18 protein-coding genes and 3 tRNA genes are annotated in these 15,515 nt (G+C 49.0%); 5 read left to right on the plus strand and 16 right to left on the minus strand.

All coding sequences use genetic code 11. The features are described 5' to 3' along the window. From MK185_13920 to MK185_13960, 9 genes are all read right to left on the minus strand, one after another. A partial coding sequence (locus MK185_13920; protein ID MCH2041723.1) for a GTP-binding protein occupies window positions 1-101 on the minus strand: 101 nt, incomplete at its 3' end. An 88-nt stretch (window positions 102-189) separates the two neighbouring features. Then, window positions 190-265 (minus strand) — tRNA-Thr (locus tag MK185_13925). A gap of 3 nt (window positions 266-268) precedes the next feature. Next, window positions 269-342, minus strand: a tRNA-Gly gene (locus MK185_13930). 72 nt (window positions 343-414) lie between these two features. Beyond that, window positions 415-498, minus strand: a tRNA-Tyr gene (locus MK185_13935). A gap of 59 nt (window positions 499-557) precedes the next feature. After that, window positions 558-1,256 carry a hypothetical protein gene (locus tag MK185_13940; GenBank protein MCH2041724.1) on the minus strand — a complete coding sequence of 233 codons (699 nt, stop codon included), beginning with the start codon at window positions 1,254-1,256 and terminating at the stop codon, window positions 558-560. Next, window positions 1,232-1,978: a type III pantothenate kinase gene (locus tag MK185_13945; GenBank protein MCH2041725.1), complete on the minus strand. Its 747-nt coding sequence runs from the start codon at window positions 1,976-1,978 to the stop codon at window positions 1,232-1,234. Before MK185_13945 ends, MK185_13940 begins: the two co-directional genes overlap by 25 nt. Beyond that, a complete protein-coding gene (birA, locus tag MK185_13950) occupies window positions 1,959-2,915 on the minus strand; it encodes a bifunctional biotin--[acetyl-CoA-carboxylase] ligase/biotin operon repressor BirA (protein ID MCH2041726.1) in 957 nt (318 codons plus the stop codon). The genes MK185_13945 and birA overlap by 20 nt, the downstream gene beginning before the upstream one ends. Window positions 2,916-3,136: 221 nt before the next feature. Beyond that, window positions 3,137-3,433 carry a hypothetical protein gene (locus tag MK185_13955; GenBank protein MCH2041727.1) on the minus strand — a complete coding sequence of 99 codons (297 nt, stop codon included), beginning with the start codon at window positions 3,431-3,433 and terminating at the stop codon, window positions 3,137-3,139. A gap of 134 nt (window positions 3,434-3,567) precedes the next feature. Next, a complete protein-coding gene (locus MK185_13960) occupies window positions 3,568-4,695 on the minus strand; it encodes a potassium channel family protein (GenBank protein MCH2041728.1) in 1,128 nt (375 codons plus the stop codon). 112 nt (window positions 4,696-4,807) lie between these two features. Between MK185_13960 and MK185_13965 the strand changes: the two genes are divergently transcribed. The 4 genes from MK185_13965 to MK185_13980 all read left to right on the plus strand — a co-directional run bounded on the left by MK185_13965 (window position 4,808) and on the right by MK185_13980 (window position 9,192). Then, window positions 4,808-5,803 (plus strand): adenosine kinase, encoded by a 996-nt coding sequence (locus tag MK185_13965; protein ID MCH2041729.1) that lies wholly within the window; start codon window positions 4,808-4,810, stop codon window positions 5,801-5,803. Between the two features lie 130 nt (window positions 5,804-5,933). Continuing rightward, a complete protein-coding gene (locus MK185_13970; GenBank protein ID MCH2041730.1) occupies window positions 5,934-7,790 on the plus strand; it encodes a Na/Pi symporter in 1,857 nt (618 codons plus the stop codon). Further along, window positions 7,768-8,025 (plus strand): hypothetical protein, encoded by a 258-nt coding sequence (locus MK185_13975; GenBank protein ID MCH2041731.1) that lies wholly within the window; start codon window positions 7,768-7,770, stop codon window positions 8,023-8,025. Before MK185_13970 ends, MK185_13975 begins: the two co-directional genes overlap by 23 nt. Before the next feature lie 168 nt (window positions 8,026-8,193). Then, on the plus strand, window positions 8,194-9,192 hold the full coding sequence (locus tag MK185_13980) for a hypothetical protein (protein MCH2041732.1): 999 nt from the start codon (window positions 8,194-8,196) through the stop codon (window positions 9,190-9,192). Window positions 9,193-9,195: 3 nt separating this feature from the next. Here the strand turns inward: MK185_13980 and hemW are convergent, their stop codons facing one another. The 6 genes from hemW to MK185_14010 all read right to left on the minus strand — a co-directional run bounded on the left by hemW (window position 9,196) and on the right by MK185_14010 (window position 13,993). Then, window positions 9,196-10,338 (minus strand): radical SAM family heme chaperone HemW, encoded by a 1,143-nt coding sequence (gene hemW / locus MK185_13985; GenBank protein MCH2041733.1) that lies wholly within the window; start codon window positions 10,336-10,338, stop codon window positions 9,196-9,198. Between the two features lie 12 nt (window positions 10,339-10,350). Continuing rightward, complete coding sequence (locus MK185_13990) at window positions 10,351-10,935, minus strand: hypothetical protein (GenBank protein MCH2041734.1); 585 nt, start codon at window positions 10,933-10,935, stop codon at window positions 10,351-10,353. A 24-nt stretch (window positions 10,936-10,959) separates the two neighbouring features. Further along, window positions 10,960-11,580 (minus strand): RdgB/HAM1 family non-canonical purine NTP pyrophosphatase, encoded by a 621-nt coding sequence (gene rdgB, locus MK185_13995; GenBank protein MCH2041735.1) that lies wholly within the window; start codon window positions 11,578-11,580, stop codon window positions 10,960-10,962. A 166-nt stretch (window positions 11,581-11,746) separates the two neighbouring features. After that, complete coding sequence (locus tag MK185_14000; GenBank protein ID MCH2041736.1) at window positions 11,747-12,196, minus strand: DUF4426 domain-containing protein; 450 nt, start codon at window positions 12,194-12,196, stop codon at window positions 11,747-11,749. A gap of 10 nt (window positions 12,197-12,206) precedes the next feature. After that, entirely contained in the window at window positions 12,207-12,800 is a 594-nt protein-coding gene (metW, locus tag MK185_14005) for a methionine biosynthesis protein MetW (protein MCH2041737.1), read from the minus strand. Window positions 12,801-12,820: 20 nt separating this feature from the next. After that, window positions 12,821-13,993, minus strand: a complete 1,173-nt coding sequence (locus MK185_14010) for a homoserine O-acetyltransferase (protein ID MCH2041738.1) — start codon at window positions 13,991-13,993, stop codon at window positions 12,821-12,823. Between the two features lie 172 nt (window positions 13,994-14,165). Between MK185_14010 and MK185_14015 the strand changes: the two genes are divergently transcribed. Beyond that, window positions 14,166-14,525, plus strand: a complete 360-nt coding sequence (locus tag MK185_14015) for a hypothetical protein (protein MCH2041739.1) — start codon at window positions 14,166-14,168, stop codon at window positions 14,523-14,525. 29 nt (window positions 14,526-14,554) lie between these two features. On the opposite strand, the gene MK185_14020 is transcribed toward MK185_14015, so the two are convergent. Further along, window positions 14,555-15,433, minus strand: coding sequence for a LysR family transcriptional regulator (locus tag MK185_14020; GenBank protein MCH2041740.1), 879 nt, complete (start codon window positions 15,431-15,433; stop codon window positions 14,555-14,557). Between the last annotated feature and the right edge of the window lie 82 nt (window positions 15,434-15,515).

Consider the following 15,515-nt stretch of genomic DNA (forward strand, 5'->3'; position numbering starts at 1 on the left):
CGCGTCAGTGCAGCAGTCAGAGTAGTTTTACCATGGTCAACGTGACCGATGGTGCCAACGTTTACGTGCGGTTTGGAGCGCTCAAACGTTTCCTTTGCCATGACTCATTTCTCTTTAGTTGAGGTTTAACAATTTCTTTGTCACATACACAAAAAGGCAGACCAATGGCCTACCTTTTCGAATAAATAATGGTGCTGATAGGCAGATTCGAACTGCCGACCTCATCCTTACCAAGGATGCGCTCTACCGACTGAGCTATATCAGCAAATGGAGCGGGTAGCGGGAATCGAACCCGCATCATTAGCTTGGAAGGCTAAGGTTCTACCATTGAACTATACCCGCAACACAACAGGTAGTTTCGATGACCAAGCCTACCTGCTTGCTCCAATAGCCATTCCGACAGCTATCAAAAATTGGTGGTGGGGGCTGGATTCGAACCAGCGAAGCTTTCGCGTCAGATTTACAGTCTGATCCCTTTGGCCGCTCGGGAACCCCACCGAAGTGGCGCGTACTATATGAGCCAAGCGCACACCTGTCAACAACTTTTTACTTATTTTTTATCGACTTAACTCAGAAAGTTGATTCGTCGATGCATTACTGCAAGCAGCCAGTTGCCAGTCAATCATGTCATCTCCGGCACGGATGCGTTCGCGCATTTTTTCATTTAACTGTGACACCTGGGCAATCTCGACCCAAAATTCTCTTTTTGACTGATGCATGGTTTGGATCTCAACCGGGATATCAAAACCCTCGACCTTTTTTTGCAGCCCAGTTGCTGAGTTCTTGTTACGGAACAACCCCAGTGACACCCCTTCTGCTAACTCACCCTGAGTGATGATGTAGGAGTCTATTTTTCGTTTTTGCAGCTCTTTCAAAATACGGAGTGCTTCTAAACGGGTGGCCCTGGGTGGAACGTGTACCCAGTATTCCGACGGTTTGTCAGTGGCGATATCCACCGCTTTGATCATCCCGTCGAGACCTAATGCCTCGGCGCGGGCCATCAGGTGCCGGGCATCGATGTTATCGGCGTAGGGTCCGGCAACGTAACAGTTAGGCGCTCGTACCTGCCCGCCATCGGCATGATCAACCACGGTCGCCAATGGCTGCTCCAGTTCAGAGATCAACTGAAGGTGTCGGCTGCTGTCAGAAACTTCAAACTCGGCAATCATCGGAGCTTGCTCAAGCGTTTGTTGTTGCCAAAACACAGCCAGCAGCAATAAATTAGCAAACACTAAGGCAAAAAAGATCCAGCGCATAAGGATTCCATACCATCAAAAACTAAATTTGGCGCAAACTGTATCTCTACACCTGCCATGCTGCACAGCTCCAATTCATGGGCGAGCCATTCCCCATCACCACCACAAACAAACACCTTAAAATTTGGGTAGTCTTTAATTACAGATACAACCAGCATCACCAGCTGTCGTTGCACTCCTGATGCCACACAGTTGAGGGTATCTTGCCCTGGCCCCATATGACTGGCGCCATGTTCATCCTGATAAAGATTCACCCTGTGCGTCTGCTGAAACAAAGCCTGCTGAGCCAGCTGCAAGCCAGGCACAACCCAGCCCCCGAGATGTTGCTGCCGTTTATTCAGCAAATCAAGCGTCACTGCCGTTCCGGCATCAATCACCAGCAAATCATCAGCACCCTGATGCCAGGCCCCCAGCATTGCCAACCATCGATCGACGCCCAACCGTTGACTGTCCTGATAGCAATGATGAAATCCGGGGTAACCTTTCATCGGTGCTGCCAGCCATACCAAGCGACTGCCAAACTGATTTTCCAAGACCTGCTTTAACACTGGCTGGTCTCTGACACTGGCAACCAACACTCGCTCGATAGTAAAAGGCCACTGTAACTCGGTGAACCCGTTATGATTGCAGCTGCCGGTCAGCCAGCGCCCCCGGTTACGATAACCCCATTTAATCCGGGTATTACCAATATCAACAAACAAATTATTCGACGGGGCGGACACTGATCTCTCCGGCAGCAATCACTTCCACACCTTTGTCCGTGTGCAATAACAACTCGCCTTTGCGGTTAACGCCTTTCACGACGCCATGCTTCTCATTACCGGGGCTGATAATCCGGACGTCTTTACCCTGATAAATATCACGCTTCGACCAATATTCCTGGTAGGCCGCAAAACCATGCTTCTGGAACTCATCCAGAGCCACCAGCAACTCATTAATCAAAACGCCGGCAACCTGATTACGCGATAGCTCCGGCCGGATGTGCTTCAACGCTGTCCAAGGCTGACCGATATCCGCAGCATCATCATCACTTAAGGCCAGATTTAGACCAATACCGATGACCACCTGACAGTGGCTATTGTACTCACCCGTTACCTCAAGAAGGATACCTGCGAGTTTTTTGCCATCGGCGTAGATATCATTTGGCCACTTCAGACCGATAGCATCAATCCCCAGCTTCACCAGTGCTTTTTCTACCGCAATGGCTGTCACCAGGCTCAGGCCTTCAAGCGCCGCGATGCCTCCGGAAAACGATGCCAACAAAGACAAATATATATTTTTGCCAAACGGGCTAACCCACTGTCGGCCTCGTCGCCCCCGACCTGCCGCCTGCTTTTCAGCCAGCACAGCATAACGTTTGCCCATGTGGTCAGAGGCTTTTTTGAATAAATAAGAGTTGGTGGAATCGACATCCAGCAGGATATCAAGAATATCGAGACGCTGATTAATATGATCGCGCACGGATGCATCATCAAGCAGCTCTATCGCATCATGCAGGCGGTAACCCTTCCCCTTCACAGATGAATAAGGGATATCCAGTTCGTCGAGCTTTTTCAGCTGCTTCCATACTGCCGCACGGCTTACCCCCAGCTTTTCTCCAAGCTCCTCGCCTGAATGAAACTGACCGTCCGCCAGCTGTGCCAATAATTTGTTTAACATGGTTACCTCCTCCTGCCCGCCAATCGACGAGATTCCAAACTATAACAGAAGCAGACAACCGGAAAAGACGTTAGCGGTTAACTGGTTATAAGAATCGCTCCGGTTTTTTTTCAGTGGAGCACCCTGTCGGGCCAACAATAAGGAAACATTATTGGTATTTCATGAGGCCGTGATATTTCAAAAGAACGTGCGGGACGCAACGTCCCATAAAAACCCAGGCTTTATGTATCAGTATTGTTGAGCGACATCATGCGCAGCGGTTCGCGGTCACTCAGCCCTGCCGTGAGATGGCGGGGAGCGGCAAAAGTTAGTAATACAGAGGGTGACAAATCGATGATCAGAGCAGGTAAAGCAATCAGCAAAGGTGGCAACAGATCGTCCGGATTAAACGCTGTAAAGCAATCCTCACACGGTTGCTGCGGCGCCAGCTGCTCATGCACGCTCTGGGCACTGGCAAACAGCACCAACAGGGTGCTGAGCAACAGCGCTAACCAGGATGTGCTGCGACGACTTGACATAGCAACTCGGACGTTAAAGAAATGACTCTGAAAATAGTGTCATTTCAATAAACCGGAGTAAAGCCTGAGACAGGCCTGACCGGCTCCGCTTTCAAGAAGCGTCACTGGCGACAAAACATCGGCGGAATCGAAAGTCAGACCAGATCTTTCATCGCTTTGTTAAAGTGAATTTCAATCGCACGCTGCACATCGCGCACACACGCGTCTTTCTCAGTATGCACAAGCATGATCAATGACTGTGCATAAACAGGGTGATCGCCATCAGGATGAGTCACCACTTGCCCGTCTTTGGTAACGTAAGCCAACGGCGTACCGACATTGGCCTGTACAACAGCGTTAACCACATCCGCCCAACGTTCACCTTCCAGCCAAACCGGAAAACGCACCGTGTGATCATGCGCGTGAGTGAACATATCGTCAATGATTCGCTCGGCACCCGGCGCAACCATCGCCCGGACAATAATTTCGGGATAAGAGCGAATGGGTCGCAGAATCACTGGAATATCGAGTTCGCGCAGACGTTCGCGGTTGGCATCGTCCACACATTCGATCATCACTTTGTGGCTGATGTGCAACGAATACAACCGGTGGGCAATATCGAAACTGTAGCTATCACTGTCGGTCGAGTATTCATCCCGCGCCAGCACCACAATGTGCCTGGCATGCTCTGCCCCTGCCCGTTTAAGATCATCCGGGCGACTGGCCAAACCCGTGACGTGCACGACACCGAGCTGGCGTAAACTGTCAGGCAAGCCTTCAGCAAACTCCGGATTCAGCAACATAATCGGAGTTTCCGGATATTCGCCACTCTCGCGGATCTGACTGATCAGCCGCAAGAAATAAGCCTCCCGGTTATACTTCGGTGAATTAATAATCAGAATGTGATCGGCCATGTTCCAGTCCCAATATCCGGTGCGAATGCGTTCTCGCCGCGCAATGCGGTAATCGACGTAGTCACTGATAAGAAAGGTCATCAAAGTAATACCGCAGACGTACATCAGTATAATGGTCGCCAGTTGACCTGCCGGCGTCGCTGCAGATGAATCGCCATAACCAACCGTGGTAATCGTTGTTAATGTCAGCCACACAGCCGACCAGACGGGCATACCTTCCAGCCACACCATCGCACAGACATGCAGTGAAACGAAGCTCAAAAGAATCAGTGCTGTGCGTACGACCGCTCTGCGAATATTATCGTCGGTTTGGTATATCGCATGGCGTACACGCTGATGATGGCGGATAAAACGGGTTACACTATTCATGCTGCCATCATAACAGTCAGGCAATATCTGAACAGCTAAGGTCATCAGAACTTGATCTGCCTCCCCATAGCGATAAACTGCCCGCCCAAATAAACCAAGAATGAGAACTTCCATGGCATACCACATTTATGGCATCGGCAACGCACTGGTCGACAAAGAGTTTGAAGTTACCGATGAGTTTTTCGCCAAAACCGGTATCGAAAAAGGCATGATGACTCTGATCGAAGAAGATCAGCTGCACGCCATGCTGGAAACCCTGAACAGCGATTACGGCCTGAAAAAACGTGCCTGTGGTGGTAGCGCCGCGAACTCAATTATTGGTGCCAGCTATTTTGGTGCAAAAACGTATTACAGCTGCAATGTGGGTAACGACGAAGCCGGGGATTTTTACATTTCCGATCTGACGGCGGCTGGTGTCGATACCAACACAGAAACCAATCGTGACGAAGGCATCACCGGAAAGTGCCTGGTAATGGTTACTCCAGATGCCGAGCGCACCATGAACACCTATTTGGGGATTACAGCCGACCTGCACGAAAAGCACATTAATGAGGACGCGCTGAAAAACTCAGAATGGGTCTATATCGAAGGCTACCTGGTGACTTCTGACACCTCCCGCGCAGCAGCAATCAAAGTGATTGAACTGGCAAAAAAACATGGCGTTAAAACGGCTCTGACGTTCTCCGACCCCGCCATGGTGCAGTTTTTCAAAGACGGCCTGAAAGAAATGATTGGTTCAGGTGTTGATTTGCTGTTCTGCAATGAACAGGAAGCCATGCTGTTCGCAGACAGCGATAACCTCGATGACGCAGTCGAAACCATCAAGGAAGTGGCTAAAACATTCGCCATCACACTGGGTTCCAAGGGTGCCCTGGCATTTGACGGCGCATTGATGCACCCGATTATCCCCAACCCAACCACCGCAGTGGACTCCAATGGTGCGGGTGATATGTTCGCTGGAGCCTTCCTGTACGCCATCACCCAAGGGCATGATTTTGCCGCGGCAGGCCGTCTCGCCAGCGCTGCTTCCTCCAAGGTTGTCAGTCAGTTTGGTCCTCGTCTGGAAGCGGCACAACATGAGCCATTAAAAGCCGCACTCGAAGCCTGATATCAGCGCAATCGGATGGACATCAAGCCCGACACCTGCATCAGGTCAGTCGGGCTTTTTTTTGCCCATAAAAACAACACCTTGCGCTATACCATGGACAGCGCTTAACTGAATACAAGGTGTACAAAAAGTGGGGCATTTTTTGGATTTATTAAAGCGTCTGACTTTACCGTCTATTTTACTGGTTCTGGCACTGGGTTTATGGAACAGCCAGGAGTTTCAGCAAATCGCTGCCGGTGCGGCAATATTTTTATTTGGTATGTTATCGCTTGAAAAAGGCTTCAGAGCTTTTTCCGGCGGCTTACTGGAAAAAGCACTGCATCACAGTACCAATCGCCTGTGGAAATCCCTGAGTTTTGGTGTTGTTACAACCAGCTTGATGCAATCCAGTTCGCTGGTGTCGGTTCTCGCGATCTCATTTCTATCCGCTGGTTTGATCAATTTATTTATGGGTCTGGGAATTATTTTCGGAGCCAATCTGGGTACAACAACCGGCGCATGGTTAATTGCTGCCTTTGGCTTGAAAATAAAACTGGCCAGCTACGCCATGCCGATGCTGGTATTCGGTGTGGCCTTGATGTTTCAGGATAACAAACCGATAAAGGGCATTGGCCAGGTACTGGCGGGCATCGGATTTCTGTTTCTTGGTATTCACCACATGAAAGAGGGATTCGCCACCTTTCAACAAGGCGTCGACCTGAGCTTGTATCAAGGGCAAGGCTGGAGTGGTCTGCTGCTCTACACCGCCATAGGTCTGCTGGCGACTGTGATTATGCAATCCAGCCACGCGACGCTGGTATTGATTCTCACCGCTTTGGGCGCCGGTCACATTGCTTATATGGATGCATTAGCATTAGCCATTGGTGCCAACGTTGGCACCACGATCACGGCCTTACTGGCCAGCATCAGTGCAAATTCTGCGGGCAAACAATTAGCGATCGGCCACGTATTATTTAATCTGGTTACCGGCGCACTGGCGATTTTACTATTACCACAGCTGTTGCTGACGGTTGAGTGGTGTGCTCACTTTATTGGGCTGGCGAACGACGATTTCACTTTACGCCTGGCGCTCTTTCACTCACTGTTTAATCTGCTTGGTATCCTTGTCATGCTGCCTCTGATGCCAGGCCTGGTGACACTCCTACAACGCTGGTTACCGCCAAAACAAGTCAGTATCAAACAACCGAAATACCTGAACGATGCTGCCTTGTCATCGGCAAAAGGTGCTTACAAAGTGGCGCAACAGGAGAGCAGTCGTTTGTACCGCTTCAGCCGCGATACCGTAGTTCGAGGCATTGGCTGGAGCAGCACAGAGTTTCGCCAACAACGTTTACCGGAGGCTATTTCAGCCCAGCATAAAATTACCCACCATGACATTCAGCACGCCTATGATATCCGCCTGAAACAATTACACAGTGCCATTACCCGTTTTATCAGTCTGGCACGCGACGGTGCGAGCAATAAACACAGCGAACAATTGCGGCAACTCAGCGTTGCCTGCTTTCATATGATCGAAGCCGTCAAAGACACCAAGCACATGCAGTCCAATATGCTGCGCTATGGCGACGGCGATAACCGCTATCTGGCACAGGCTTATCAACAGTTGCGGGAAGAAATTGCCAGAACCGTACTGAATCTTGATCATGCCCAGAAAAGTTTCAGGCAACATAATGATTATGACGAGTTCCAACTGGAGCTGGAGCATCAGCAGTTATTATTGCAACGACGCCATGAAGCCTATGACAACGACATCGATAACATGATTCGGCAGCAGCAGATCACTCCAACCATGGCGACGTCTTTGATGAACGATAAAGAGTATGCTTTTCGCATTGGTAAAAAGCTCACCAAAGCGGTCCGCTCGCTGGAAGGCATTAACGTTCATCCGCAACTCGTGCTGGAAGACAGCGAGTTCGATGCCGTTAACCAGAAACTGAAAAATAAGCGGATTGAAGGAGGCTGTGATGAAACTGATCAAACGCCTTAATCGCCTGTTGAAAGACTCAAAAGACAGTCTCCCTGTTTCTGCTAAAGAGCTGAAAAAGGTGCTTAAAAAACTGAAGCATAAATCCCGGGATTTAGCTCAGCAGCTAGCCCATTGTCGGTCTGAGGAGGAGAAAACGGTATTGCAAGAAAAACTGGAAATCATTCATTGCAAACAACAGAAGGTACTTTCACTGTTGCAAACCATGGACAAACAAGCTCCAACAGGTAAACCCTGATCTGAGTTACTCCACCCGCCGGGTTTAAAACGCTACACAGCCAACGCTGATCTTAGCCTGGTGATACATCACAGTCGGAGTCCTAACCTCTGCCGATTACAGAGTCTTCAACTTTCGTCATCGTCAGTCTATCCTGAGACCAGATTTCATTCTGATAGAGTCCTGAGTATGAGCAACACACCCTGGCAGCATTCATCGCTGCCTGCACTGAAATCAGCCATGATCATTTTGTTGGTTATGCTGGGCTACCTGAACCATGCAACCGCAGACCAAGCAGACAGCGCTACCGGACACGTTTTAAATCTGACGCCGTCGCAGCAGGCAGCCTTGGCAGCACAATTGTCTCAGGCACAGCGTGATCAACTGGCGCAGGAAAAAATCGATAATACCAAGCAAAAGTTGTACTCCCCGTTTACGGAGCTTTATATCCTCGGTGAAGTAAAAGATCTGCGTCAGGAAATAGCCGACGTCCGTATCGACCTGACAGAAAAAATAGTCGCTAAAGAATTGACGGTCGCTGATCGCGCGTTAGTCTATGCCACCGATACCGTCACTTACTTTTTCTATTTATTAGCAGGTGCATCGTCACTGCTGGTGATTATTGGCTGGAACTCCCTGCGCGATGTTAAGGAACGGGTTGGCTCATACGCCAACGAAGAAATCAGCCGGATTACCGAATCGTACGAAGAGCGACTGGCGAACCTGGAAAAAGAGCTACACCGTAAATCACGCCATATAAAAGCGGCGCAGGAAGAGATTGAGTTAACCAACGAAATCCATTCCCTGTGGCTGAAAGCCTCACAGGAAAACAGCCCACAGAATAAGATTTCTATTTATGACCAGATCCTGGCATTACGCCCGGAAGATCTGGAAGCATTAACCTATAAGGCGGATGCGGCATTATTGCTGGGACAAACCGAATGGGCCACCAGTCTGGCAAATCGGGCACTGGAAATTGATCCGGAAAACAGTCATGCCTTTTATCAGCGCGCCTGTGCCTACGCAGAATCCGGATTTATTGAAGAAGCTTTAAGAGATTTAAGCGAAGCCATAAATCGTTCTGAATCGCTCAGAATTCAGGCTGGCGAAGACGTCAGCTTCGATAGCCTGAAAGAAAACGAACAATTTACGGAAATGGTGATGATTCAGGAAAAAGAAGACGACTAGTATTCAGTCGGTTAAAAATAACGCCAGCACGTCGTTCAGATATTGCTGGCCTTTTTCCGTAGTACTGATGCGTTTATCTATTTTTAGTAACCCCAACCGCTGACCTGTTTGTAAGGGGCCAGAGACGGCATCAAGTGTCAGGCCGGTATGGGTCTCAAACTGCTCAACCGCAATCCCCTGACGCAGCCTGAGACCGTTCATTAAACATTCCAGGCCAATATCTTCCGGATCAATCGTTTGTTTACCGGCAAGAAAGCTCTTATCCGGATTTAAATAGTCTTTTGGTAAACGGGTTTTATTAGTACGCAGAATGGTATTAGCATCTGCCAGTGTGATTTTACCGTGAGCTCCGGCACCAATACCCAAATAATCCCCAAACTGCCAGTAATTCAGATTGTGCTGAGATGCCTTCCCAGGCCGACAAAAAGCCGATATTTCGTAATGCTCAAATCCGTGATCCGCCAATAAAGCAAACCCGGATTCCTGAATATCCCAGAGAGTATCATCCTCTGGTAATACTGGCGGTCGTTTATAAAATTCGGTATTAGGCTCAATCGTCAGTTGATACCAGGACAAGTGGTTTGGCTGAAAACTGAGTGCAGTATTCAGATCGCTCATCGCCTGTTCCAGAGTTTGCCCCGGCAAGCCATGCATCAGATCGAGATTGAAGTTATCGAATCCGGCTTTTTTTGCTTTGTTAATCGCTGCTAATGCCTGGTCACCATCATGTACTCTCCCAAGCTTTTGCAAGTGTTGTGGCTGAAAGCTCTGAATACCAATGCTTAACCGATTAATTCCGAGTTTACGATAGTCGGAAAATTTCTTCGCCTCGAAGGTACCCGGATTGGCTTCCAGAGTAATTTCAATATCATCGGCAAAGCGTAAACGTTTGGTTAACTCGTGAAATAGCTGTTCATACGCCTCAGCGGATAGCAGGCTGGGAGTACCACCACCAAAAAAGATACTTTTTATCTCACGCCCCTGAACCCAGGGTAAATCCTGATCGAGATCGGCAATGAGCGCCTGAATGTACTCTTTTTCCGGCAGAGTATCGTCCGCTTTATGGGAATTAAAATCACAATACGGGCACTTACGAATGCACCAGGGAACATGAATATACAGACTTAGTGGCGGCAGTTGCAGCATCCGTCAATAACCTCAGGCGACGTCTACCGAAGCATCCTGCCCCTGCTGAGCAAGATCCTGCTTCAGCAGGTCAGCACTCTCCAGCACTTTCAGAATAGAGGCCGCTTTATTGGCCCATTCATTCTTTTCATGGTTCAGGCGCATAATATCTTTTTTCAACTGCTCAGTCTCAGCAACAAACTGCTGCTTTTCTTCCATCAGCTGAACTTTTTCATCCTGCAGTTGGCTGCGTAATTGCTGCAGTTTTTCAACATCCTGCTCCAGTCTATTACGTTCCTGTTCTGACTGCTGATGCTCTTGCTTCAACTCGGTGTGTTCCTGCTCCAGCTGATCACGCTCGTGAGTCAACTGGGTCTTTTCATGGACGAGTGCTTTTACTTCCTGAGACGTTTCGTCTAATTGAGCGCGCAAAGACAGACGTTCTGCATCGCTTTCTATTAACTGGGCGTTACTGCTCGCAAGTTGATCCTGCTTTCCTTGCAGAGCATCCTGATTTTCCTTCAGGTCTTCCTGCAACTGCATGTTTTCCAGTTGCAAATCCTCTACCGAAGAAATGGTGTTAAGAATTTTACGTTCGAGTTGTTCTAAAATATCCAAAATAATCGTTCTGCTTCTTCAAACTTATAACTTGATGTTTCTAATCAGTTGTTGCATCGCACTACCGCGGTGAGAAATGCGGTTTTTATGTTCTTTAGATAACTCTGCTGCCGTACAATTTTCGCTCTCTACAAAAAACAGCGGATCATAACCAAAGCCTTCACTACCTTCAGGGTGAACAAGAATACGGCCTTCCCAACTACCCTGAAATACCTGCGGTGTTGGATCTTCCGCATGACGCATATACACCAGTACACACTGAAATCGTGCGCTGCGTTCTGCTTGTGGAACAGCCGCCAATGCCTGTAATAACATCGCGTTATTCGCTGCATCACCACGTTCACTTCCCTGATAACCGGCACGCGATGCATAACGGGCACTGTAAATACCCGGAGCTCCCTGAATCGCATCCACTTCGATACCGGAATCGTCAGCCAGCGCTGGCAGACCCGTTTGACGAGCGGCATTGCGGGCTTTGATAATGGCATTTTCAACAAAGCTCAAACCATTCTCTTCCGCTTCTTTCACATTAAATTCGTTCTGCGGAATCACTTCGATTTTTTCATTGGTGAAGTGGCTGGAAAACATCGCTGAGAATTCACGTAATTTGCCAGCATTACCACTGGCGATCACTATTTTTTTCATATTATTACACTGAGCCTGCAACAGCATTCCTGTATTTATTTTCTGACTGGTGGCAATTACTTCAGTGCCCAATCGGCCGCCGCATCCATGCGCCGAGCGACCAGAAAAAATACAGGAACGCTATTGCTGATTATCATCTGACACCGAAACGCCGGCGCGTGAGGGATTATTCTTCGTAAAAACGCTGACTGAATTTCACATTAAAGGTGCGCGATTGACCTTCCGGCGTTGTCTGCAGTGAAATATTGTAAATATCACCGTCATCGAAACGAAAAGTACTGATGTAATAAACCGCATTGTTTTCTTTAATTTCTCTAAAATCCAGCGTTTTTGACTGGCCGATTAAATTTCTTAACTGGCCTTCCACTTTACCGGAAACGGGAGACGCCAATGCGTCTTTGCCATTCTTTTTCAGTATCGAAATACTCAGATAACCCAACGCACCCGAGCGGGTAATGCCATAGGCTTCCGCCACATCGGGTGTCAGGAAAGTTGAGTTCAGGCCGATATAATGAACTTCGTAATCGCCAAACACCTGTTTCTGCTCTCCGCGATTAAGTGCGAAGCTCATGCATGAAACCAGGGTTAACGCAGCCAGTAGAAATGCTCTCATCATATAATCTCCGTTAGCGTCGGGTAATGTGGTAAACCGCGATCTCTCCTAGCATGGCTGGCCAAAGGCGAATCGTCCAGTGTTGTTTATGCTGATCATCAACCACCGTCTTATTCAAAATTTTGATGCCTTTTTCACGGCACAGAATTTCAAAATCCTTAAAGGTGCACATATGAATGTTTGGCGTGTCATACCAGTTGTATGGCAGAGTTTCGGACATAGGCATACGGCCCTTTAACATCAGATAAAAGCGAGTGCGCCAATAACCAAAGTTAGGAAAGGTAACAATCGCCTCGTTACCGATACGCAACATCTCATCCAGCAGCAGATCCGGGCGTTCCACGGCCTGGAGCGCCTGAGTCATAATAACCGTATCGATGCTGTTATCTTTAAAGTTACGTAAGCCATTATCCAGATCTTGCTCGATAACGTTGACGCCATTGCGAATACAGGCCGTGATGTTATCCGGATTGATTTCCAGACCATAACCCCGCACGTTTTTGTGACGCTGCAAATATTGCAATAACGTTCCCTGACCGCACCCTAAATCCAATACCTGACTGCCGGGTTTAACACCACGCTGAATTAACGCGTGGTCATCACGCAATAGTTCACTTGTTGCGCTGGTCATGACGCCACTCCTGTCTCAGATACAGTCGGTATATCAGATGCAACTCGTTCCATGTAGGCAGAAAAAATATCCAGATAACGAGGGATTGGCAGCAGAAAAGCATCATGACCGCTTTCCGATTCAATACAGGCATAGCTGACATTTTTATCGGCATGAATCAATGCGTCGACAATTTCCTGTGATCGCTCCGGCGAGAAGCGCCAGTCGGTAGTAAATGACATCACCATAAAATCGCACTGCGCATGACTGAGACATGTTACCAAGTCATTATCATAATCAGCGGCCGGATCGAAATAATCCAGTGCTTTGGTCATCAGCATGTAGGTATTGGCATCAAACCGGGTGGAAAATTTCTCACCCTGATAGTGCAAATAGCTTTCCACCTGAAATTCCGGTGCAAAGCTGTAATTCAGTTTGCCTTCTTTTAATTCACGACCAAATTTCTGTTTCATTGCATCGTCAGACAGATACGTCAGATGACCCAGCATACGTGCCTGCATCAGGCCGGTTTTCGGAATGGTGTCATGCTCAAGATAATTACCATCATGGAATTCCGGGTCTTTGGCAATCGCCTGGCGTGCCACTTCGTTAAAGGCAATATTCTGAGCCGATAACTTTGGTGCCGAAGCAATGACCACCGCATGGCGTAAGCGTTCAGGAAACTGAATTGACCAGCGCAAAACCTGCATACCACCCAAGCTACCACCAACAACGGCTGCCCATTGCTGAATACCCAACACATCGGCCAGGCGTGCTTGTGAATTAACCCAGTCACGAACGGCCACTATCGGGAAGTCCGGTCCATATTCTTTGCCAGTCTCGGGATTAATACTGGTGGGCCCGGAAGAACCAGAACAGCCACCGAGATTATTCAGCGCCACCACAAAAAAGCGGTTGGTATCGATGGCTTTACCCGGCCCAATCGCACTGTCCCACCAGCCTGGCTTTTTGTCGTCCATGCTGTGGTAGCCAGCGGCGTGATGATCACCGCTTAAAGCATGGCAAATCAGAATGGCGTTGGAATGATCGGCATTCAGCTCACCGTATGTTTCGTACACCAGGTGGTAGCTCGGCAACACCCGGCCACTGCGCAGCGTCAGCGGCTGATCAAAGTGATGTACCTGAGGCGTAACCAGGCCAACAGAATCGTTGGGGATTTGTTCCGGCATGACAGTGGAATCCGTTACAGGAAGTGCAAAGCGCCCGATTTTAGCAGGCCCACCCGCTGTTGTAGAGGACATCGGCGTTTTGCCGCTGAATACCATGACCAACTGCGTGCACGGCTGGCCTTTCGCAGTCCATAACGTTAGCCTGAAAGTAACAACGACAGAGGACTGAGTGATGGCGTATCGCGAGTTTGTGGGCGTTTATAACGCAGAGGGTTCACTGTTGGGTGAAATTCGATACTTAATTGGCAAGCTGACCGGAACGCGCACCTGTGCGCTGTGTGATATCAGTCATATATTGGCAGCAGAAAAAGAGAGTTTCACGGCTTTTAAAGAGAGCTTTCCGGTTCCGTTTTATAATCGTCATCTTGATGAGCTGGAAGCTGCGCAACTGGAATTGGCCCAGAACCGCGCACCCTGCATTCTTGCTCTTGATGATGATGGCTGGCAGGTAGTCGCAACACGGCAACATCTGGAACAGTGTGGTAAATCGGTTAAAGAATTCACCGCTCTGATGCAAACTCTGCTGAAATAACAGGGCGGTCATGCCTGAAAGTCGGGCGGCTACTCCTGCCAATCTGCGAAATGCTGCAGCAAATAATTAATCGCCAGACGCGCTCTGGCTGGCAGAAATCGACGATTCGGATACACCACCCAGTTGCTAATCCCCTGATACCAATACGGCTCAAGCACCGGCACGGCAATCCCCTGATCCACCAGCGGCTGAAGATTGCGCCGCGGCATATACGCAATACCCAAGCCATTTTTACAGGCATTCACGAGGGCGTGCTGGTTGTTTGTATGAATACGGCCACTGACTTTCACTGACAGTGTTCTGTCCGACAGCTGAAACGTCCACTGGTCGTTGTTATAGATACACTGATGCCGACGCAGCTGATCCGGATGCTCAGGCGCACCAAACTGCTGCAGATATTCCTTGCTCGCAACCGCCATCATTGACCGCTGAACCAGCTTTCTTGCAACCAGCCCGGAGTCCTGTAGCTGGCCAAAGCGAATGGCAAAATCGAAACCGCTCTCAACAAAGTTGACGATATGCGTATTAAAGTCGAGTTGTAGCTTCAGTTCCGGATGCTGTCGGGCAAATTCCAGCAATACCGGCATCACATCGGTTTCTGAAAACGTTCCGGCCAAACTGACGCGCAGCACACCGCTGAGCTGATATTGCTGTGATCCCAGCTGTTCATTCGCCTGTTGTAATCCGTTCAGTAACTCACGGCACTGTTGATAGTACAGATTACCCGCCTCCGTCAGACTGACCAGCCGGGTTGTGCGAGCCACCAATGCTGAGCCGAGGCGTTGCTCAAGACGAGACACCTGACGGCTGACATGACTGGTGCTGCAACCCAGCTCTTCCGCTGCGGCCGAAAAACCCTGCTTTTCCGCGACGGCGACAAACTCAATAATTCCATCGAAGCTATCCACTGCTCACCCCTCCATTTTTGCCAAGCAGCAATAATGATTTGCCAGTTTTCCGGATTATAACCATTCCAGCAAAGCTTTAGCA

This window comes from Saccharospirillaceae bacterium (assembly GCA_022448365.1).
In the GTDB taxonomy this organism is placed as follows: domain Bacteria; phylum Pseudomonadota; class Gammaproteobacteria; order Pseudomonadales; family Oceanobacteraceae; genus Bacterioplanoides.